This is a genomic window from Shewanella sp. 2_MG-2023 (assembly GCF_030548905.1).
Lineage (GTDB): Bacteria > Pseudomonadota > Gammaproteobacteria > Enterobacterales > Shewanellaceae > Shewanella > Shewanella electrodiphila.
In genome coordinates this window covers 210,598-231,450 of the sequence record NZ_JAUOSO010000006.1, presented here as the reverse complement: position 1 = coordinate 231,450, position 20,853 = coordinate 210,598, and the positions used below count along the sequence as shown (strand labels likewise).

Sequence of the window (20,853 nt, the reverse complement as noted above, 5' to 3'; positions counted from 1 at the left end):
ATGTCTTTTAATAAAACTAATACTGTTGATAAAACTTATCTAGGGAGATAGAAATGCCACTCTCTGTAACGATTCTTGCATGCTGGCGAGTTAACTGCCTAGGCTCACTGACCCCACAAGAGTGGGCAATAATTTTTAAATCATGATGCAAAGAGCGATTATAGTTAGCCACTCTTGCTGATTTATTATGGGGATCTAACCCTTGTTGCAGGTGTTTATTATGAGTGGTGATCCCAGTAGGGCAGGTATCCTTATTACATTGCAATGCTTGTATGCAACCGAGTGCAAACATATTACCCCTCGCTGAAGCGATAAAGTCGGCGCCTGTTGCTAATGCCCATGCCACCTGAGAAGGCAGTACCATCTTGCCACTGGCAATGACTTTTATTCGTTGCTTTAAGCCTTTTTGCCTAAATAAATTAATCACTATCGGTAAGCTTTCTTTTATGGGCAAGCCAACATGATCCATTAAGGCTTGTGGCGCCGCGCCAGTACCACCTTCAGCACTATCTAAGGTGAAAAAGTCAGGTGCATGCTCTATTCCACGGCGGTTAATTTCAGCACATAAATCATTGAGCCATTGCTCGTCACCTAATACCGCTTTAATACCAGTAGGCTTACCGGTTACATTGCGAACGTGGCAAATCATATCAATGATATCGGCGACACTATTAAACTCTGCATGGCCATTTGGGCTAATAGAGTCTTGTCCTACAGGTATACCTCGAATGTCAGCAATTTCTTTGGTAACTTTTACCCCTGGTAAAATACCGCCTTTGCCCGGTTTAGCACCTTGGCTTAATTTTATTTCAAACATTTTTACATTATCGTGGGCTGCTATAGCAGTTAGCTTTTTGTCATCCAGTTTGCCGTTTTCATCTCGAACACCGTATTTGGCTGTGCCAATTTGAAACACTAAATCACAATGGCCCTTTAAGTGATGTTCACTTAATCCACCTTCTCCAGTATTGAGCCAGCAACCTGCTTGCGCTGCGCCATGGGACAGTGCCGTCACTGCGGGGCGTGATAAAGCACCAAAACTCATGGCCGAAATATGACAAATTGTGGATGTTTGGTAGGGGATCTTACATTCAGCGCCAATGGTAAGAATATTGTCTGTATGTTCATCTGAGTCATACTTGGGAAATGCAGCATTCAAAAACATCACAGTACCAGTCTTGTCATGTGTTTGGGTTGAACCGAATGAAATGGTGCGATCAATATTTTTAGCAGCACGATATATCCAGCTGCGCTCTGCACGGTTAAATGGTAGCTCTTCACGATCTTGAGCAAAGAAATATTGTCTAAAAAACTCACCCTGTTTCTCGAATAAATATCGAAAGCGGCCAATTACGGGGTAGTTATGTCGAATCGCCTGCTTTGTTTGTACTTTATCGACGATATACATATAAATAACCGCGATAACACCGAAAGCAATACAGGCTAAAAATAACCCAGTAAATATCTCTAATCCGACAATAAACCAATGTGGTTGCATTTTTGTTCCTTAAAAATGTTCAATGGATAACCGTGACAAAACTTAGCATCGTTTAAGCTGAATGCTATTCGTAATATTGTTTACTTTTTGACTTAATTGATTATGGATGAAGCTAACCCATTGTTCTAGCCTCATTTTCATCTTCAGATATTCGTGGCTCAGTTTTCTTCGTGAAAATGGTTTACCGATTAAAGCTAAAAGCTTAAGTTTTTAATTATGTTGCCGATAAAATAAGCTAACCTGAAATGTAATTAATCGTTAATTGGAGCTGGTGATGGAGTTATATAATCCGACGCAAATGAATGCTAAATCGAATCGTCAATCACCGCCTGAACAGGCGGCGGACAAATTGAATTCAAAGCCAATAACTGAGACTACTGAAATAAAAAAAACTTCAGTGAATGAAATAAGCCGCGAGTTGAAAAATAGCAGTATTTTAGCGGCACAAGAAAAGGTCAGTATTGCAGCGGGCGATCAATCGATGGCATTGCTATATCGCGCTGCAATTGATGCGATAAATATTGAGCTTGAACCTACAATGGGTGAAAACGCGATACAAAAAGCAGCAGAAACCGATGTTGATTATTCGCCAGAAGCGACGGCAGAGCGTATAGTCAGTTTTGCGACCAATTTCTTTTCGGTGCACCAGCAGCAGAATAGCCAAATGGAGTTTTCTGAACAATTAGATACTTTTATGGACAAAATTTCTGGTGCTATCGATCAAGGCTTTAAAGAGGCAACCGAGATATTATCGGGTTTGAAAGTACTTGAAGGTGACATTGCAGCAGGGGTCGAACAAACCTATAGTTTAATTCAGGCAGGGCTTGAAACCTTTAAACAAAATACAGCACCGCCGCAAGTTGAATGAATACAATCGATTTCTTCATCTAAGATTCAAGGAATAGCTTATGTGGACAACGGGTACCGTCATTGAACGTATTGAATGGAATGAGAAGTTATTCTCGCTACGCATCAAAGCAGATGTAGAACCATTTATTGCAGGACAGTTTATCAAGCTGAGTCAAATTCGTGATGAGAAACGTATTGCGCGTGCCTATTCAGTGGTCAACCCACCAGGGAAAGACTATATCGAAGTGTTGGCTGTTGCTGTAGAAGACGGACAGCTTTCCCCAGATCTTCAAGCACTGAGTATTGGTGACACAATTGAAGTGAGCACCAAGGCGGCTGGCTTTATGACTTTAGATGAAATTCCCACCGGCGCCTTACAAGGGCCGCATCTATGGTTTTTAGCGACAGGTACAGCTGTTGGGCCATTTATTTCTATGATGGAAACAGCAGAACCTTGGCAGCGATTTGATAAAGTGGTGCTAGTGTATGGTGTTCGCTTGATTGAAGACTTAGCCTATTTACCACAGTTAGAAGCATTAAAAGCTAAATACCCAACCCAATTCATATTTATTCCGTTAGTCACCCGCGAAGCATATAGCGGTGGTTTGTCATGTCGAATTCCTGATGGATTACAAAGCGGTATTCTTGAACAGACAGCTGGAGTTGCGCTTAATCAAGATAATTCTCAGGTGATGATTTGTGGCAATCCTGGAATGATTACCGATGCGCAAACAGCATTAATTGAAAAAGGTTTAGTGAAGAACTTACGTCGAGCCCCTGGCCAAATCACCGTTGAAAAATATTGGTAATCTGCCTTGAACAAGCTGTATGACATCTAATTTATGCAGCTCTTGGGATATGATTTATTGCTTATAAATACATAAATCCCCTTGGTATTCAAAGATGGATTCATAAACAACACTTGCTCCTTTAGCAGCGATCTATTATCCTTTCGCAACTGATAATTATTATCATTTCCATAAGCAATCACTCACTATTTTGTTACATATATATTTGTGACAAGGTGAAGTGAGTTATGCAACGCCAAGGAGAATTTGGAATGAAGTCGTTTAAAAGTCTAGCATTGTTAGGTTTAGCTACTGTGTCATCAATGGGATCAATGACTGCTACAGCAGCTGAAGATCTTACTGTTTATTCATACCGACAAGCTTTTCTTGTTGAGCCGATTTTAGAAAAATTCACCCAGGATACAGGCATTAACGTCAATGTCGTATTCGCTAAAGATGGTATTGCAGAGCGTATTGCTCGTGAAGGTCGTCTTTCTCCTGCTGACGTTGTACTCACCTCTGATTTTTCGCGCCTTATGGAATTGGTCGAAAAAGACTTAGTTGTTGATGTTAACAGTGACACGCTTAACAACAATATTCCTGAGCAATATCGCTCACCAGAAAATGACTGGTATGCGCTGACTATGCGTGTTCGTAATGTTTATTCTTCTAAAGACCGTGTCGGTAAGCTTGATCTAAGTTATGAAGATTTAGCCTCTGAAGAGTACAGAGGGAAAATTTGTACGCGTAGCTTCAAACACCCTTATAACATCGCATTAGTTGCATCAATGATCGCTCATCACGGCGAAGCTGAAACTAAAACTTGGCTTGAAGGTGTTAAAGCCAATTTAGCGCGTAAGCCACAAGGAAATGACCGAGCACAAGTTAAAGCGGTGAAAGAAGGTTTATGTGATATTGCTATCGGTAACAGCTACTACTTCGGTAAAATGATGTCAGATCCTAAGCAAAAGAGCTGGGCTGAAGCGGTATATATCAATTTCCCAAATCAGCAAAACCGTGGTTCTCACATCAATGTTTCAGGTATGGCACTCGCTAAGTTTGCACCAAACAAAGATAATGCGATAAAATTAATGGAGTTTTTATCGTCTGATGTAGCTCAAAAATCTTACGCAGAAGTGAATATGGAGTATCCGGTTAAAGCGGATGTGAAGCCTTCTGAAATGGTAGCCTCTTGGGGTGACTTCAAAGCTGATAGTCTTCCAATCTTTAAGCTAGCAGAAAACCATCAAGCAGCAGTGAAGCTACTTGATGAAGTAAAATTTGATCTGTAAGGATGCTTTATTACGCCGCATGATAATCATGCGGCACTGACTGGAAAGTATTTATGATCTTAGGCTTAACCAGAAGCTGGTCGCTCGCTGGTTATGCGATTGCGGTAATATTAATATTGCCGCTTTTTGCACTTTTAGTACAAGCAACATTCCCTGACGAAGCTGTTTTTAGTCATTTAATTGATACCGTACTTCCAACCTATATCAGTAACAGCCTGTTGCTCATGTTGCAGGTTTGTCTCGGTTCTTTAGTCATTGCTGTTCCTGCTGCTTGGTTAGTGGCGAGGTGTGACTTTCCTGCTCGTCGATATTTTCAATGGGCATTATTACTGCCCCTAGCAATGCCCGCTTATATTGTTGCGTATGTTTATACCGACATGCTTGACTATGCAGGCCCCGTGCAGCGCATGTTAAGGCAAGTGTTTGGCTGGACCTCCCCTCAAGATTACTATTTCCCTGATATTCGTACTTTAACTGGTGCAGCTATCATGCTGTCATTGGTGTTATTCCCGTATATCTATTTGCTGGCTCGCACCGCTTTTATGGAGCAATCTTCGAGCTTATTGCACGCCTCACGTATTATGGGCTGTAGTCCTTGGCAAAGTTTCTGGCGATTAGGTTTACCGATGGCAAGGCCTGCGCTAGCCGTTGGCATGGCATTAGTTGCCATGGAAACGGCTGCTGATTTTGCCACTGTAAGCTACTTTGCTGTGCCAACACTTACCACTGCTGTATACGATACTTGGCTAGGGTATGGCAGCCTTTCAGCGGCAGCAAAATTATCAGCAATCATGCTATTGGTCATATTCGCTATGGTGGGTTTTGAGCGTTTTGCCCGTCGTAAACAAGAGTTATTCCAAAAACAATCAAGGTTAACTGAGTCTGATCGCTATCACCTTAAAGGCGTTAAAGCTTGGGTGTCTTTTGGCTATTGCAGTTTACTTATTGTGTTGGCTTTTTTACTGCCATTTATGGTGCTTGCGGGTTATGCCATCGACTATTTCGATGAAAGCTGGAACAGTCGTTTTTGGCAATACAGTTTTAATAGCTTATACATTGCCGCTGTTGTGAGCTTTATCTGCGTTGTTTTAGCCTTACTGATGATGTTTATTAGGCGAGTGAGCCCGCGTAAAAGTGACATTTTACCTTCTCGGTTAAGCAGCACAGGTTACGCGATCCCTGGCACCGTATTAGCTATCGGTGTGTTAGTGCCATTAACCTATCTTGATTTCGCGATTAATGATATTTATGACTATTTTGATGCCCGTGGACCAGGCCTGCTATTTACCGGCAGTGTGTTTGCGTTGATTTTTGCTTTCTGTGTTCGCTTTGTGGCGATTTCAATCGGGAGTATTGAAAACAGCTATAAACGCATATCGCCTTCATTAGATATGGCCAGTATTACCATGGGGCAAAAGCCACGACAGTTATTATGGCGCGTGCACTTACCTTTACTGCGTAAAGGTATATTTGCTGGCGCGTTACTGGTCTTTATCGAAAGCATGAAAGAACTTCCTGCGGCATTATTACTACGTCCTATTGGATTTGAAAACCTTGCGACCCATGTTTTTCAATTCGTTTCAGATGAGCAACTCGAACATGGTGCTTTAGCTGCTATTGTGATTGTAATTGTTGGGCTTATCCCGTTGATTTACCTAAACCGTTCATTGGAGCAAGAGAGCTGATATGTCCACATTGACCATTCAAAATGTAAAAAGTGACTACCAAGGACAGGTGATTCTCAAAGGATTAAATCTGACTTTAGAACAAGGTGAAATCGTGGCTCTTTTGGGCCCCAGTGGTTGCGGTAAAACGACATTGCTTCGCGCGATTGCCGGACTGCAAGCCATTAGTGAAGGCAGTATTGCTATCAATGGTCAGTCGCTAAGTGCTGACGGTGTGTTTGTCCCGAGTGAAAATCGCGGCATTGGAATGATATTTCAAGACTATGCGTTATTCCCACACTTAACCGTGAGCGACAATATTCTTTTTGGAGTAAAAGACTTAACTGCAAAAGAACGCAGTGAACGCCTAGAAGATATGTTGCAACTGGTTAAACTTGAAGGGTTAGGTAAGCGATACCCTCATGAATTATCGGGTGGCCAGCAACAACGAGTGTCGATTGCCCGCGCGCTGGCTTATCAGCCAGAACTGCTATTACTCGATGAGCCTTTTTCAAATATTGATTCGCAAGTACGTAGCGAAATGATGTTAGAAATTAGGCAAATCCTTAAGCAGCGTAACGTTAGCGCAGTATTTGTTACTCACAGTAAAGATGAAGCATTTGTATTTGCTGATAAGTTAGCTTTATTTAAAGAAGGCGGCATTGTTCAGCATGGGTTAGCTGAAGAGCTATATGCTGAACCTATTGAGCGTTATGTGGCTGAGTTTTTAGGCGAGGGCAACTATTTAACTGTTACGGTTAAAAGCCCAACTCAGGTCTCTTCGGTTTTAGGGTTAATTGAGAGTACTAAAACGTTAAACCTCGCGCTTAATAGCCAAGGTGAATTACTGCTACGACCGCAACAAATTGATTTACAACCAGCATCTCAAGGGCATGGTGAAATTGTCGAAAGGCGTTTTCTGGGTACAATTTGTCATTATTGGGTTAAAGTAGGGTTACAAACGCTCGAAGTGAGAAGTCAATTAACTGCATTGAAGCTTGGTCAGAAAGTGAATTTATCCATATCGGCACACCCTTTAGTGATATTTTAGTGACCTAAGTCTAAATTGGTTAATTATCGTATAGAGCATAAGGAATAAATTGCTCAACTACCTTACAATATTAGCATCTTATTATTGTCAAAGGTGGTTGATTCCAACATGGAAACACAGAATATGCCTCGCGAACAGTTAGGAGTTTGTGCTGAAGGAAATTTGCATAGCGTCTACTTGATGTTTAATGCAAATGACGGCGTTGAAGCTCAACTGCGTCCTTGTTTAGCCAATGTAGCCCAATATATTTATGAGTTATCAGATCAATATGCAGACAGTGCCTTTAATGGTTTTGTCGCTATTGGTGCTAACTATTGGGACACTATTTATGGTGAACAGCGTCCAGCTCAATTGCGTCCATTCCCAGCGATGCAAGAGGGGAATCGTGATGCTCCTGCCATTGAGTACGATTTATTCATGCATATCCGCTGTGATCGTTATGATATTTTGCATTTAGTTGCCAATGAAATTAGCCAAATGTTTGAAGGTTTGGTTGAGCTAATTGAAGAAGAACGTGGTTTCCGTTTCATGGATAGCCGTGATTTAACAGGCTTTGTTGACGGCACTGAAAACCCGAAAGGGCGTAGTCGCCAAGAAGTTGCGCTAGTCGCTGATGAAGATAATCAATTTAAAGGCGGCAGTTATGTGCATGTGCAAAAATATGCTCATAATTTAAGTAAGTGGAATCGCCTACCACAGAAGAAACAAGAAGATATTATCGGCCGAACAAAGCAAGATGATATTGAATATGCTTCTGAAGATAAGCCATTAACCAGCCATATTAAACGCGTTAACTTAAAAGACGCTGATGGTAAGTCAATGGAAATCCTACGTCAAAGCATGCCGTTTGGTTCATTAAGAGAGCAAGGGTTAATGTTTATCTCGACTTGTAGCAAGCCAACTCATTTTGAAGAAATGCTTCGCAGTATGGTGCACGGTGATGGCCATGGTAACCATGATCATTTAATGCAATTCACTAAAGCATTAACGGGCTCATCTTTTTTCGCCCCTTCATTAGATTTCTTAGCTCAGTTTGCTAATGACTAACCTGTTTAGTTGTTAGCTATTAGACACAAAAAAAGCAATGCGATGGCATTGCTTTTTTATTGGCTGACTTCCCGTCTTACATCGGTTAGTTCGCCGATATCGTTTAATTACTCGCTGTAATTAAACAGTGACTTAACCGTTTCCAGTGTATCGTCAATAGTCTTGATGCTAGCTGGACAAATGAAAATAGTGTCATCTCCAGCAATCGTTCCTAAAATCCCCTCAGGCTTACCTATTGAGTCCAATAAGCGAGCGATTAACTGTGCAGCGCCAGGGCTGGTGCGAACCACAATCATTGCTTGGTTATGGTCAACGTCGAGGACGAGGTTTTTTACTGGGCTACCTGCGGTAGGAACACCTAATTCTGCAGGTAAACAGTACACCATTTCTTGTTTAGCATTTCGAGTACGTACGGCCCCGAACTTGCTTAGCATACGTGAAACTTTTGACTGGTTGATATTGCCAAAACCTTCTGCTTGCAGCGCGTTAACTATCTCACTTTGGCTACCAAAGCGCTCTTCCTTTAGTATCGACTTAAACGTTCTAACGAGTTCATCCTGATTCTTGGTCGCTGGCATATTTTTTTCGTCTTATAGTAATAATTAAAATGAATACAATATATTCACAAAACGGGTTCATTTTGAATAGATAAACGTCACAAGTCAAGAAATAAGCTAAATCGGTGAATAAAAATTCACTTTACAGTGTAAATGGCTAAATCAGTGATTATTTATATACATATCATAGAATAAGTAATTCACCTTACTCCACTAACGGATAATTGAAATTGTCTCGCTGATGCAGTAATGTGACGCCACAAGAAATATGATCTATGTCACAAACTGCGAATCATACATTTAGAAGTCATACACTAGAACGTTATTGGAGATAATTATGAAAGTAGCTGTACTTGGTGCTGCTGGCGGTATTGGCCAGGCCCTAGCTTTACTATTAAAAACTCAACTTCCTGCAGGCTCAAAGTTGTCTCTTTATGACATTGCTCCTGTTACTCCAGGTGTTGCTGTCGATTTAAGCCACATCCCAACAGACGTTGAAGTAACTGGTTTTGCTGGCGAAGATCCAACGCCTGCATTAGTTGACGCTGATGTTGTGTTAATCTCTGCTGGTGTTGCACGTAAGCCAGGTATGGATCGTTCAGATCTTTTCAACATCAACGCGGGTATCGTTCGTAACTTGATTGAAAAAGTGGCAGCGACTTGCCCTAAAGCATTAATTGGTGTGATCACTAACCCAGTGAACACTACGGTTGCAATTGCTGCTGAAGTACTTAAAAAAGCAGGTGTTTACGATAAGAATCGTTTATTCGGTGTTACTACACTGGATGTTATCCGTTCTGAAACTTTCATTGCTGACCTTAAAGGTCTAAACGTTGCTGATGTAAACATTAACGTTATTGGCGGCCACAGTGGTGTGACTATTCTTCCACTTCTTTCACAGGTTGAAGGCGTAAGCTTTACTGATGAAGAAGTTGCAGCACTTACTACACGTATCCAGAATGCGGGTACTGAAGTTGTTGAAGCTAAAGCGGGTGGCGGTAGTGCGACACTTTCAATGGGTCAAGCGGCATGTCGTTTCGGTCTATCATTAGTACGTGGTCTTCAAGGTGAAGCAAACGTTGTTGAGTGTGCATACGTAGATGGCGGCAGTGAACATGCTGAATTCTTCGCACAGCCTGTAGTACTAGGCAAAAACGGCGTTGAAAAAGTTCTTCCATACGGCGAAGTTAGCGCGTTTGAAGCCAATGCTCGTGATGCAATGCTTGATACTCTAAAAGGCGATATCAATCTAGGTGTTGAATTCGTTAAATAAGCATTTCGCTTATTGACTTAAAAAGCGAAGCGTAATGCTTCGCTTTTTTGTGCCTGTTTGATGATTGAATTTTTAGTAAAAGTACCATCATGCTCTTGGCGTCACAGAGTTTTATCAAGGTACCTTTATCAAGCTACTGTTTATCAAGCTACTGTTTATCAAGCTACTGTTTATCAAGCTACTGTTTATCAAGCTACTGTTTATCAAGTTACTGTTTATCAAGTTACTGTTTATCAAGCTACTGTTTATCAAGCTACTGTTTATCAAAGTATTGTTTACCAAGGTACCGTTTATCAAAGTATTGTTTACCAAGGCACTGTTTTACCTTGCCAGTCTAGAAATTCCGCTTCACGATTGAATGATAACCCTTGATGAATCGTCAGTAATTGCTGTGCGACAAATTCAGTTGTGAACAGTTTTCCTTCGGGTACGTTGTGTTGAAATGGTTTTGACAAATCAGTGTCTGTGGTACCAGGATGAAACGCAATCAGTTTGACGTTTTTAGCTCTGCGGCCATATTCAATTGCAGTGGTTTTGATTAGCATATTTAATGCCGCTTTCGATGCTCGATAGCTATACCAGCCGCCTAAATGATTATCACTGATACTGCCCACTCTGGCGCTTAATACCGTTATGATGCAAGGCTGTTTGCCTTTAAGCAATGTAGTCAGTTGTTGCAGCCACATCATCGGCACTATGGTGTTTGAATGGAATAGTGCCTGCATCGATTCTGGATTAATCTCTTCTAAGCGCTTTTCTGGCGCAAGTAATGGGCTCGATGTTGTGTCTTTTGAACTTGTCAGGGATTGAACCTCAGCAGTAGAGCTGCCGTTGGCTTGCTTATCAACTTGATTGTGTAACCTACCATTACAGATAAACACGTTAACGATATGGCCTTTGATTGGGGCTAAGGAATCGCAAATTTTTGCTATGCTTTCAGCTGTATAATCTGAAACCATATGCTGCAGATTAACCTTATTCTTAATCGCATCAGTCACAGTAGCTTGGTATTGGGTACTTTGACTGACAGTAATGATTTGTTCGATGTCATTATTTGCAATTAATTGATCAACAATGGCGCTTGCAATACCTGATGATGCGCCAATGATGATGGCTGATTGAGTGCTGTTGAGCATTGACACCACCTAGGTTGCTTTATTAATCGATTGAGTCTGCTTACTCGATGTATTCAAGTTACTCGATGGATTCAAGTAACTTGATTGATTCATTTTAGGTTGCAGCTGCCTGTTTCACAGCGCTGTTGACCTGTTAATAAGTAAGAAATTTTATAGCGATTTTTAGCAAAACCTCGATAAGCGATATCTGCAAAAGGCTTGACACAAGGCAACCTGAGTAACTGTATCCATTTGTGCTTGCCGGTTAAAGCCCACGCTTTAGCTGTCACATCTAAGCCTGTAAGGATTTCACCCGTGTTGGTTTCAGCATGTAATATCTTATTAGCCACACTTAAATCAATATGAGGATACTTTTGCTCAAAACCCTGCTGATTTAGATCCGCCAGTTCAATTTTATGCAAGCGGTCATACTTTTTAAGTTGCTCCATTTCATTACTGCACAATGGGCACGCGCTATCGTAAAAAATCCTTAATTCCATTGTGAGACCTCTTTCAGATTTATTAATAGTCATTATGGGTACGCTCAATGTCACACAATAGATCTCTTATGAGTATCAGCGCACCTTTAATGCCAAGGTATTGAGTGTTACTATCGAGTTAATTGCTCACTTTTTGATGGAACAAAATATGAAGAAACTCAACCAGTTTGCTTCTTTTTTACTCATAACCTCCACGACGTTCTCCTGTCTTTTTACTTTTTCCGCCTCCGCTGCAAGCAGCGATGAAGCCACTAGTGTTTCTAGCATTCCAAGACCTGTCAAAGTGGAACAAGTCGATATCGGCACAGAATACCGTGAGCGTTTTTTGCCAGGAGAAGTTAAAGCATCTGAAAAAGCGGCTTTATCTTTTCGTGTGTCAGGTGAAATAGCCCAAATATTGGTGAGACCCGGTGATCCTGTCAAAGCGGGTGATATTTTGGCGACACTGGATAGTGATATATACCAGCAGCAATTAGCCGTCGCCCAAGCGCAGTTTGAATTGGCTAAAGTACTTTTTGAGCGTAATGAGTCCTTGGTTGAGCAAGGTGTTGTATCTCGTAATGATTATGACCAAGCAAAGAGTGATTACACTATTGCCCAAGCAGCGTTGGATAAAGCTAAAGCTGACGTGACGTACACTAATTTAATCGCACCCTATCAAGGGGTGATTTCTAAGCGGATGAAGCGTGAGTTTGAGTTTGTGCAAATGCAAGAAGAGGTGATGGGGATCCGCACTGAGTCCGCAGCAGATATTAGCTTTCAGTTACCCGAACAGTTTATTGGATTTCTACAAAAATCAGATAAGAGCTTACAAGATATCAATAATATCGAAGTGAAATTTGATAGTCGCGATCACTGGTATGCGGCAAAACTCAAAGAGCTAAACACGGTTGCAGATCCAACGACCAGCAGTTACACCATCATTCTTACTTTACCTATGCCAGATGAACTTAATGTACTTCCCGGGATGTCAGCGCAGGTGAAAGTTAAACTGCCCGCGAGAACGGCCGATGCTCACCCCAAAATTCCAGCTGGTGCAATGGTTAAAGAAAACCAAGATACTTTCGTATTTGTTTGGTTACCAGAAGAGAAGCGGATTAAAAAAGTGGCTGTGACATTACAAGGCACTCGATTAATGACAGGTTTAAATGATGGTGATTGGTTAGTGGTTGCTGGAGCAAGCGAGCTCAAGGATGGTCAGTCTGCGGTTAAATGGATTAAAGAGCGAGGATTATAAGATGAAGACACTTTTTCCTCATAAGATACTTTCTACTCATAAGATATTTTCTCCTCATAAGAAACTTTCTACTCATAAGAGATTTTCTTCTCATAAACTGGTGAGTCATAAAGTGAGAAACACCTTAGCGGTATTAGTAAGCCTTATTGCTATAACAGCATGTACGCCGAAAGTGACCATAGAGCCAACTGAAACTTTAGTAAAAACTTACACTTTACCCCGTGCTAATAATGAAGTGATCAGGGAGTTTAATGGCGTTGCAAGAGCGCAGGATTTAACTAACCTGTCATTTCGAGTCGAAGGACGAATTGAGCGAATACCTGCAACCAAAGGCAAAGTGGTTGAAAAAGGCGAGCTGCTTGCAGTGCTAGAAAAACGGGATTTTACAATCGCATTGAGTGACCGACAAGCCCGAAAAGAAGTCAGTTATAAGCAAGCCCAGCGAGGCAAACAGCTGGTTGATAGTAAGCTGATGGCACAATCTGAGTATGATCAAATGAATGCACAGTATTTGGTGGCTAAAGCGGAAGAGAAACAAGCTGAACTCTATTTGCAGTATACCGAACTTAGAGCACCATTTTCAGGCATTGTCAGTGATGTATTTTTGGAATCTTTTGAAAATGTTCAACCGGGAGTGTCGGTATTGAGCATGCAAAAGGTTGAGCGAATCGAAGTCGATGTGCAAATCCCTGACGTACTGATTGCAGTGTCTAAAAAGGAAGAGGACAGAAAGCAGCAGGCACGACTTAAAGTGAGCTTTGAAGCGTTTCCTAATACGACATTTGAAGGGCGTTTACTTGAAGTTAATACCGAAAAAGACCCACTAACATCAACTTACATTGCCACCATAGCGGTCGATTTAGACCCTAAGTACAAAGTACTGGAAGGTATGCCTGCCAAAGTCGAAGTCAACTTAAGTGATATGACATACACCTATAATCGAGAGTATCTAGTGCCTATTGAAGCTGTGGTCATGCAAGACGGTAGCGATATCAATACCCAAGCAAGTGGTGTCTGGCTTTATAACCCAAGTGATAAATCAATTGAATATCGCTCAGTGACGCTAGGGGTGATTGTCGGAAATGATATTGAAATCACCAGTGGCCTTGAAGATGGATTGACGATTATTACGACTGGCGCCGCAAGGTTAGTGAAAGGTCAGCGTGTAAAGCTGATAGAAGGAGCCTAAATGATGGGAATATTAATGGGCTCTTATGGCCACAATAGTGACTTACTAACAGCGAAAACAAAGGAATGTGTCTTATGAATATTGCAGGTTACTTTGTTAAAAATACCGTTATCAGTTGGATGTTTACCTTAATCTTATTGATTGGCGGTTTAATGGCATTCACCGGTCTTGGTCAGTTAGAAGATCCACCATTTACGATTAAAGATGCCGTTGTGGTAACGCTGTATCCGGGGGCGACTTCAACAGAAGTTGAAGAAGAAGTGACATATCCCATTGAAAAGGCGATTCAAGCCTTGCCATATGTGGATTACATTCGCTCATTAAGTACTTCTGGTATGTCACAAATCACCGTGACCATGAAAAACATCTATGGCCCAGAAGAGCTACCGCAGATATGGGACGAATTACGTCGTAAAGTGAACGACATGTCAGCCAGTTTACCGCCAGGGGTTCAAACACCGATCGTTAATGATGACTTTGGTGATGTATACGGCATCATGTTGATGGTCAGCGGAGCAGACTATAGCTACCGCGATATTCTCGATTATGTTGATTATGTAAAACGTGAACTTGAGTTAGTCCCAGGTGTGGGTAAAGTTTCCCTTGCAGGTAATCAGCAAGAGCAAGTCTTTGTTGAGATGTCACTGAACAAAGCAGCTAGTTCTAACATTGACCCTTCATTAATCCAAAATTTGCTTAACTCGCAAAATATGGTGTCTGATGCGGGTAATATCAGAGTGTCAGCCGACAACTTAAAAATCCGCACCAGTGGCGGATTTAAGTCCGTCAGCGAGCTTGAAGAATTAATTATTCCTGGCACCCAGGGCAACAAGCTTATCTATTTGAAAGATGTCGCAACGGTTTCTCGTGGCTTTCAAAACATTCCAACCAATCTACTTAAATTCGATCAACACGATGCCATTAATATCGGTATTTCATTTTCAACTGGGGTGAATGTAGTTGAAGTTGGTAAAGCGATTGATGCCAAACTGGCGAGCATTGAAAGTGTCCGCCCAGCTGGGATGGTCATTGAAACCATGTACAACCAACCAAACGAAGTGGACGCTTCAGTTGGCAGCTTTGTGTGGAATCTGATTGCCGCAGTGGTGATTGTGGTCGGGGTGTTACTGGTATTTATGGGCTTCAAGTCCGGTATCTTAATTGGGTTAATCTTATTTTTAACCTGCCTAGGTACCTTTATGTTGATGCTACAAGCCGAAATTGAGCTGCAGCGGATCTCATTAGGTGCGCTTATTATTGCACTGGGGATGCTGGTGGATAATGCCATTGTGATTGTTGAGGGAATCCTCATTGGCAGGCAACGAGGGCAAACAACACTAGAAGCAGCTCAAGCTATTGTAAAGCAAACCATGTGGCCACTGTTAGGTGCAACAGTGATTGCGATCACCGCATTCGCCCCTATTGGCTTATCGCCTGACTCGACAGGTGAATTTGCCGGTTCGCTATTCTGGGTATTGTTGTTCTCGTTATTCTTATCTTGGATTACCGCAATTACGATTACGCCTTTCTTTGCGCAGCTATTTTTTGGCGCAGAGGGTGAGAAAGTAGAAGGTGAGTTAAAAGATCCTTATGGCGGCGCATTTTTTGTGTTTTATAAAATGCTCCTCGATCTATGTATGCGCTTTCGCTGGGTCAGTGTTATCTCAGTAGTGATTGCGTTTTGTATCTCTATCTATGGTTTTGCATACGTTAAACAATCCTTCTTTCCACCTTCAACGACTCCGATGTTCTTAGTTGATGTTTGGATGCCTGAAGGCACGGATATACGTGAAACCCAAACGGTTGTCGAAGGCATGGAGAGCATCGCAGTTGAGCTTGATAATGTGGAATTTGTCGCCTCGACCATAGGTAAAGGTTTCCCGCGCTTTTTGCTGACGTACTCACCTGAAAAAAATTACGCATCTTATGCGCAAATTTCTATTCGTACGACTGACTTTGAAACCTTAACCGATGTAATGGTTAAGTTCAGGAAGGATGTTGAAACGGATTACCCTCAAGCGCAGCTTAAATTTAAGCGTCTTGAAATTGGCCCATCAACGGATGCGAAAATAGAAGCGCGCATTAGTGGCGCCGACCCAGATGTATTGCGTAGTATTGCCGCACAAGTGATGGAAATCTTTAATGCCACCCCCGCCACAGTCAATGTACGTCATGACTGGCGTGAGCGAGTGAAATACATTGCACCACGCTTTAACGAAACCCAAGCCCGTCGTTTAGGTATTGTAAAAAGTGAAGTTGATGAGGCATTGAAGTTCTCGTTTACTGGCATGCAAATTGGTGTTTATCGAGAAGGAACAACACTGCTGCCTATTATCGGTAGGCTACCAGAAGATGAACGTATTGATATCGAGTCAATGGAAAGCATCCGCATCTGGAGCCCAGCACTGAGCGCATTTGTACCACTGCAGCAAGTCGTCGATGGTTTTGAAGTGAAGTTTGAAGATCCGATTATTCAACGCCGGGATCGTAAGCGTACCTTAACGGTATTTGCAGATACTGACTTTGAGTATGACATTTTACCTGCAGAGCTATTTAAAACCATTAAGCCGAAAGTTGAAGCATTGGAGCTGCCTGTGGGTTATGAGCTGCAATGGGGCGGTGAGTATGAATCTTCAAGTGATGCGCAGGAGTCATTATTTGCGACGCTGCCATTAGGGTTCTTGTTCATGTTCTTAATTACGGTGTTCCTATTTAACTCTGTTAGAAAGCCGTTAGTTATCTGGGCTTGTGTACCGCTTGCGATTATTGGTATTACCTCAGGTTTATTGATTTTAGATAAACCATTTAGCTTTATGGCGCTGTTAGGGATGCTGAGTTTATCGGGCATGCTACTTAAGAATGGCATTGTATTACTGGATCAAATCAATACCGATATTAATAATGGGATCGAAACTTTTGAGGCAGTATTTAACTCAACAGTGAGCCGTGTAAGGCCAGTATGTATGGCGGCAATTACGACTATTTTAGGGGTGTTACCGCTATTAACCGATGCCTTCTTTGAGTCGTTGGCTGCCGTGGTAATGTTCGGTTTAGGTGTGGCAACCATATTGACATTGATCATTGTGCCAGTGTTCTATCTGATCATATTTAAAGTTAAGTATAGAAACTACAAAGAGTTTTAGTTAGCAAAACTAGCGATATATCGCTATAACTATAAGAGTCAACTATAGAAAGTTGGCTCTTTTTTATGTGATCTAACTTGCTCATTCTCACGTATCACGTTTATGTATTTACAAGAGGCTCACTATGTCTATTAGCCAAGCAATGATTAAAGTAACAAATCTTCGTTTACGTACCTTTATTGGTTTTAACCCAGACGAACGTGAAAAACAGCAAGATGTTGTGATCAATATTGAGATCCAATATCCAGCCGACAAGTCATTTGAAACCGACGATGTTGCTGATGCACTAAACTATAAAGTTATCACTAAAAAAGTTATTCAACATGTTGAAGAAGGGCGTTTCTTATTGCTCGAAAAGCTAGTAGCAGATGTACTGGCTATTTGTAGTGAACACCCATCTATTACCATGTCACGAGTAACGATTGATAAACCTCATGCTTTACGTTTTGCCGACTCTGTTTCACTGTCTTTAGAGCAGCGCAAATAAGCGATCGCCTAGCAAGCTTTCACGTAACGGTGTGGTTTTTATTTGGCACGGGTTGTCATAAGGAAAACACATGATTTCAGAAGAAGCACGCAAAGTGCAGCAAGTATTAATTGAGCGAGGTCTTGAAACGCCATTAGTTGAAAATGACATGACTAATGAGCAAAAAATTGAACGTATCCAAGGCTTAATGACTGAAGTTGTTTCAACTCTCGGATTGGACTTAACTGATGACAGCTTATGCGAAACGCCGCATCGGATTGCAAAAATGTACGTTAATGAGATTTTCTCAGGGCTTGATTATCATCAATTTCCTAAAGTGACCCAAATAGACAACAAAATGGGCGTTGAGGAAATGGTTAAGGTCAGTGATATCAGCGTCGTGAGTACTTGTGAGCACCACTTTATCACCATCGATGGTGTAGCTGATGTCGCATATTTGCCGAAAAAGAAAATTATCGGCTTATCTAAAATCAATCGATTGGTGCGATTTTTTGCCCAACGTCCTCAAGTACAAGAGCGCCTGACACAGCAAGTGCTGGTAGCGCTACAAACCTTACTTGAAACCGATGATGTAGCGATAAGCATTAATGCTACCCATTACTGCGTTAAGTCTCGTGGGATTATGGATACTCAATCCCACACTAAAACGTCAGCTCTGGGTGGATGCTTTAAAAATAATCCAGCTTCACGGGCAGAGTTTTTCTCTAAGGGTTAAATAAGCTAACTTGTCTTTTATAACTTAAAATTGATTCTACAAACTAAGTTTACAAAAGCTACAAAAGCTACAAAAGCTACAAAAGCTACAAAAGCTACAAAAGCTAAGTCTATAAAAACTCATCAATGATGATTAGGCCATTAGTCAGTGCTAATGGCCTTTGTTTTTTTCGAGTTTATTTTTTAATATCCATAAAGCAGATTTGGATTAACACAAGAATAAGAGATCCCAAATGAAACAAACCATACTGATTACCGGTGTCGGCAAACGAATTGGCTATGCATTGGCAAAGCACTTTATTGCCCAAGATATTAATGTGATTGGCACTTTCAGAAGTCACTATCCATCAATCGATGAGTTGTTAGAACTAGGGGCTGATTTATATCAGTGCGACTTATGCCAACCCGCTGAAATCGATGACATGCTGACTCGAGTTAAGGCGCAGCATCAAGGGTTAGATTGCATTATTCATAACGCGTCTGATTGGCATAACGATAAAACCAGTGCTGACATCACCTCTGCCGATATCATGACTAGAATGATGAACATTCATGTCAGCGCACCTTATCAAATAAATCTTGCCTTAGCTAACATGTTAACCGCCTCAGCAGGCGAAAGTGTCGGTAGCAGTAACATTATCCACATTACTGATTACGTCGCTGAAAAGGGCAGTCAGAAACACATTGCTTATGCGGCCAGTAAAGCGGCGCTGCACAATATGACCTTATCCTTTGCTGCCAAATTAGCCCCAGCAGTAAAAGTGAACTCTATTGCGCCGGCAATGATTTTGTTTAACGAAGGTGATGACGAGGCATATAAAGCCAAAGCATTAGCTAAAGCGATATTGCCAAAAGAGGCGGGTAATAGTGAGATTATCGAGCTCGTGGATTATTTGCTTGCTAGCCAATATGTCACTGGCAGAAGTTATGCGGTAGATGGTGGTAGGCAGTTAAAGTAGCCTTTAAAATACTGCGCTATGTTGTCGATTAATGATGATATAACGATGTTCAGTGAAGATAGGCTAAGCGCAAGGCTTAGCCTATTTATGTCGTCACTAAAACATTATGTTATGACAACCAAAAGTTAGTCAGAGCATAGGCTTTGAGCGTCAGATTGAGCCTTTGTATTTAAACCTGCCGTCTTGTTATCTAGTCGGCCACTTAATCGTGTTAATCCCAGTGCAATCAATACAATCACAGCGCCAACCCAAGGGGTGTGCATTAAGCCTGCGTTAGCCACAATTAATCCGCCGCCCCAAGCGCCTAATGCAATACCGACGTTAAATGCGGCGATGTTTAAACCTGAAGCAACATCAACGGCATCTGGCGTGTATTTTTCAGCTAGCTTGACTACGTATACTTGTAAACCAGGGACATTACCGAAAGCAAATGCGCCCCAAATCAAGATAGTGATTACAGCTGTTACAGGGTTAACAGCGGCAAAGTTAAACATGATCAATACCGTTACCAAACCAGAGAATATGATGGTTAGCGCTTTAATCGGGCCCATTTTATCTGCCATTTTACCGCCCCAAATATTACCGACGGCTACCGAAACACCATAAACCAACATAATCAGTGCTATCGCATCAGGATTAAAACCTGAAACTTGCTCTAAAATTGGCGCTAGAAAAGTAAAAGCGGTGAATGTGCCGCCATAACCCAAAGCGGTAATTGCGTATACCAGCAATAAGCGTGGCTGAGTTAATACTTTAACTTGAGCTGATAACTTGGCCGCTGGTGGCTGTTTTAAGTTATTAGGCACTAATATCGCGCTACCAATGAGGGCGATTAAACCCAGTACAGCGACGACTAAAAAGGTGGCTTGCCAACCGAATTCCTGGCCAATGTAAGTACCTAACGGTACCCCTGTCACCAAGGCTACAGTGAGGCCGGTAAACATAATGGCAATAGCGCTGGCAGCTTTTTCTTTTGGCACTAAACCTGTCGCAATGGTTGAGCCAATCGAAAAGAAAACACCATGGGCTAAGCCAGTCAGTATTCGCGCCAGCATCAAGGTAGTGTAATCAGGCGATTGCCACGCCAAGAAGTTGCCGGCTACAAACAATGCCATTACGGCAAGTAACACATGTTTGCGATTCCATTTACCCGTAAGGGCTGTTAGCACAGGAGCGCCAATGGCGACCCCTAATGCATATAAACTAACAAGTAACCCTGCTGATGGCAGAGTGACATTTAAATCGGCAGCCATAGTCGGAATTAAGCCGACGATGACAAATTCAGTGGTACCGATAGCAAAGGCGCTAAGCGTCAATGCAAGGAGTGCTAAAGGCATAATATTGTCTCATTCAAGTAATTAACTTCAGTGCGTGTTTTGTTTCAATGACGCTATTATGCCGATAAGCTTATTTGCTAAAAATAGTGCTTTTTACAAATTACTTTTGTCATTAATGGTTATAATGAAGGGGTGAAATGACATTGAAAGATT

19 protein-coding genes are annotated in these 20,853 nt (G+C 41.7%); 13 read left to right on the top strand and 6 right to left on the bottom strand.

Annotated features, from left to right (window positions below):
- Positions 1-16: 16 nt before the first annotated feature.
- On the bottom strand, positions 17-1,498 hold the full coding sequence (locus Q4600_RS08570; protein WP_102528253.1) for an FMN-binding glutamate synthase family protein: 1,482 nt from the start codon (positions 1,496-1,498) through the stop codon (positions 17-19).
- A 274-nt stretch (positions 1,499-1,772) separates the two neighbouring features.
- Here Q4600_RS08570 and Q4600_RS08565 point away from each other — a divergent pair, with 274 nt between their 5' ends.
- From Q4600_RS08565 to Q4600_RS08540, 6 genes are all read left to right on the top strand, one after another.
- Complete coding sequence (locus tag Q4600_RS08565) at positions 1,773-2,366, top strand: DUF5610 domain-containing protein (protein ID WP_303515312.1); 594 nt, start codon at positions 1,773-1,775, stop codon at positions 2,364-2,366.
- Positions 2,367-2,406: 40 nt separating this feature from the next.
- Positions 2,407-3,156, top strand: a complete 750-nt coding sequence (locus tag Q4600_RS08560) for a ferredoxin--NADP reductase (protein WP_102528255.1) — start codon at positions 2,407-2,409, stop codon at positions 3,154-3,156.
- Between the two features lie 251 nt (positions 3,157-3,407).
- The gene (locus Q4600_RS08555) at positions 3,408-4,427 is read left to right on the top strand and encodes a Fe(3+) ABC transporter substrate-binding protein (RefSeq protein ID WP_102528256.1); all 1,020 of its coding nucleotides are present in this window, start codon (positions 3,408-3,410) and stop codon (positions 4,425-4,427) included.
- 53 nt (positions 4,428-4,480) lie between these two features.
- Positions 4,481-6,112 carry an iron ABC transporter permease gene (locus Q4600_RS08550; RefSeq protein WP_102528257.1) on the top strand — a complete coding sequence of 544 codons (1,632 nt, stop codon included), beginning with the start codon at positions 4,481-4,483 and terminating at the stop codon, positions 6,110-6,112.
- A gap of 1 nt (position 6,113) precedes the next feature.
- On the top strand, positions 6,114-7,142 hold the full coding sequence (locus tag Q4600_RS08545; protein ID WP_248955510.1) for an ABC transporter ATP-binding protein: 1,029 nt from the start codon (positions 6,114-6,116) through the stop codon (positions 7,140-7,142).
- A 108-nt stretch (positions 7,143-7,250) separates the two neighbouring features.
- A complete protein-coding gene (locus Q4600_RS08540; protein ID WP_229369178.1) occupies positions 7,251-8,189 on the top strand; it encodes a Dyp-type peroxidase in 939 nt (312 codons plus the stop codon).
- A gap of 107 nt (positions 8,190-8,296) precedes the next feature.
- On the opposite strand, the gene argR is transcribed toward Q4600_RS08540, so the two are convergent.
- Positions 8,297-8,767, bottom strand: coding sequence for a transcriptional regulator ArgR (gene argR, locus Q4600_RS08535; RefSeq protein ID WP_102528260.1), 471 nt, complete (start codon positions 8,765-8,767; stop codon positions 8,297-8,299).
- 316 nt (positions 8,768-9,083) lie between these two features.
- On the opposite strand from argR, the gene mdh reads away from it, so the two are divergent.
- A complete protein-coding gene (gene mdh, locus Q4600_RS08530) occupies positions 9,084-10,019 on the top strand; it encodes a malate dehydrogenase (RefSeq protein ID WP_102528261.1) in 936 nt (311 codons plus the stop codon).
- A 114-nt stretch (positions 10,020-10,133) separates the two neighbouring features.
- Here the strand turns inward: mdh and Q4600_RS21175 are convergent, their stop codons facing one another.
- From Q4600_RS21175 to Q4600_RS08520, 3 genes are all read right to left on the bottom strand, one after another.
- Positions 10,134-10,286, bottom strand: coding sequence for a pentapeptide repeat-containing protein (locus Q4600_RS21175; RefSeq protein ID WP_368501615.1), 153 nt, complete (start codon positions 10,284-10,286; stop codon positions 10,134-10,136).
- A gap of 38 nt (positions 10,287-10,324) precedes the next feature.
- The gene (locus tag Q4600_RS08525; RefSeq protein ID WP_303515303.1) at positions 10,325-11,155 is read right to left on the bottom strand and encodes an SDR family NAD(P)-dependent oxidoreductase; all 831 of its coding nucleotides are present in this window, start codon (positions 11,153-11,155) and stop codon (positions 10,325-10,327) included.
- Between the two features lie 89 nt (positions 11,156-11,244).
- Positions 11,245-11,634 carry a thiol-disulfide oxidoreductase DCC family protein gene (locus Q4600_RS08520; protein WP_102528263.1) on the bottom strand — a complete coding sequence of 130 codons (390 nt, stop codon included), beginning with the start codon at positions 11,632-11,634 and terminating at the stop codon, positions 11,245-11,247.
- A gap of 148 nt (positions 11,635-11,782) precedes the next feature.
- On the opposite strand from Q4600_RS08520, the gene Q4600_RS08515 reads away from it, so the two are divergent.
- The 6 genes from Q4600_RS08515 (at position 11,783) to folM (ending at position 19,363) form a co-directional block, all read left to right on the top strand.
- A complete protein-coding gene (locus Q4600_RS08515; RefSeq protein WP_303515297.1) occupies positions 11,783-12,871 on the top strand; it encodes an efflux RND transporter periplasmic adaptor subunit in 1,089 nt (362 codons plus the stop codon).
- A gap of 112 nt (positions 12,872-12,983) precedes the next feature.
- Complete coding sequence (locus Q4600_RS08510; protein ID WP_303515294.1) at positions 12,984-14,060, top strand: efflux RND transporter periplasmic adaptor subunit; 1,077 nt, start codon at positions 12,984-12,986, stop codon at positions 14,058-14,060.
- 74 nt (positions 14,061-14,134) lie between these two features.
- On the top strand, positions 14,135-17,203 hold the full coding sequence (locus Q4600_RS08505; RefSeq protein ID WP_303515291.1) for an efflux RND transporter permease subunit: 3,069 nt from the start codon (positions 14,135-14,137) through the stop codon (positions 17,201-17,203).
- Positions 17,204-17,333: 130 nt separating this feature from the next.
- Positions 17,334-17,690, top strand: coding sequence for a dihydroneopterin triphosphate 2'-epimerase (gene folX, locus Q4600_RS08500; protein WP_102528314.1), 357 nt, complete (start codon positions 17,334-17,336; stop codon positions 17,688-17,690).
- Between the two features lie 70 nt (positions 17,691-17,760).
- Entirely contained in the window at positions 17,761-18,405 is a 645-nt protein-coding gene (folE, locus tag Q4600_RS08495) for a GTP cyclohydrolase I FolE (RefSeq protein ID WP_102528267.1), read from the top strand.
- 232 nt (positions 18,406-18,637) lie between these two features.
- The gene (gene folM / locus Q4600_RS08490; RefSeq protein WP_303515288.1) at positions 18,638-19,363 is read left to right on the top strand and encodes a dihydromonapterin reductase; all 726 of its coding nucleotides are present in this window, start codon (positions 18,638-18,640) and stop codon (positions 19,361-19,363) included.
- Positions 19,364-19,488: 125 nt separating this feature from the next.
- On the opposite strand, the gene Q4600_RS08485 is transcribed toward folM, so the two are convergent.
- Complete coding sequence (locus tag Q4600_RS08485; protein WP_248955501.1) at positions 19,489-20,700, bottom strand: MFS transporter; 1,212 nt, start codon at positions 20,698-20,700, stop codon at positions 19,489-19,491.
- Between the last annotated feature and the right edge of the window lie 153 nt (positions 20,701-20,853).

Bases quoted from the DNA above. Each gene is read 5' to 3' on its own strand.
- Q4600_RS08570 (WP_102528253.1), bottom strand. From the start codon at position 1,498: ATGCAACCACATTGGTTTATTGTCGGATTAGAGATATTTACTGGGTTA.
- Q4600_RS08565 (WP_303515312.1), top strand. From the start codon at position 1,773: ATGGAGTTATATAATCCGACGCAAATGAATGCTAAATCGAATCGTCAA.
- Q4600_RS08560 (WP_102528255.1), top strand. From the start codon at position 2,407: ATGTGGACAACGGGTACCGTCATTGAACGTATTGAATGGAATGAGAAG.
- Q4600_RS08555 (WP_102528256.1), top strand. From the start codon at position 3,408: ATGAAGTCGTTTAAAAGTCTAGCATTGTTAGGTTTAGCTACTGTGTCA.
- Q4600_RS08550 (WP_102528257.1), top strand. From the start codon at position 4,481: ATGATCTTAGGCTTAACCAGAAGCTGGTCGCTCGCTGGTTATGCGATT.
- Q4600_RS08545 (WP_248955510.1), top strand. From the start codon at position 6,114: ATGTCCACATTGACCATTCAAAATGTAAAAAGTGACTACCAAGGACAG.
- Q4600_RS08540 (WP_229369178.1), top strand. From the start codon at position 7,251: ATGGAAACACAGAATATGCCTCGCGAACAGTTAGGAGTTTGTGCTGAA.
- argR (WP_102528260.1), bottom strand. From the start codon at position 8,767: ATGCCAGCGACCAAGAATCAGGATGAACTCGTTAGAACGTTTAAGTCG.
- mdh (WP_102528261.1), top strand. From the start codon at position 9,084: ATGAAAGTAGCTGTACTTGGTGCTGCTGGCGGTATTGGCCAGGCCCTA.
- Q4600_RS08525 (WP_303515303.1), bottom strand. From the start codon at position 11,155: ATGCTCAACAGCACTCAATCAGCCATCATCATTGGCGCATCATCAGGT.
- Q4600_RS08520 (WP_102528263.1), bottom strand. From the start codon at position 11,634: ATGGAATTAAGGATTTTTTACGATAGCGCGTGCCCATTGTGCAGTAAT.
- Q4600_RS08515 (WP_303515297.1), top strand. From the start codon at position 11,783: ATGAAGAAACTCAACCAGTTTGCTTCTTTTTTACTCATAACCTCCACG.
- Q4600_RS08505 (WP_303515291.1), top strand. From the start codon at position 14,135: ATGAATATTGCAGGTTACTTTGTTAAAAATACCGTTATCAGTTGGATG.
- folE (WP_102528267.1), top strand. From the start codon at position 17,761: ATGATTTCAGAAGAAGCACGCAAAGTGCAGCAAGTATTAATTGAGCGA.
- folM (WP_303515288.1), top strand. From the start codon at position 18,638: ATGAAACAAACCATACTGATTACCGGTGTCGGCAAACGAATTGGCTAT.
- Q4600_RS08485 (WP_248955501.1), bottom strand. From the start codon at position 20,700: ATGCCTTTAGCACTCCTTGCATTGACGCTTAGCGCCTTTGCTATCGGT.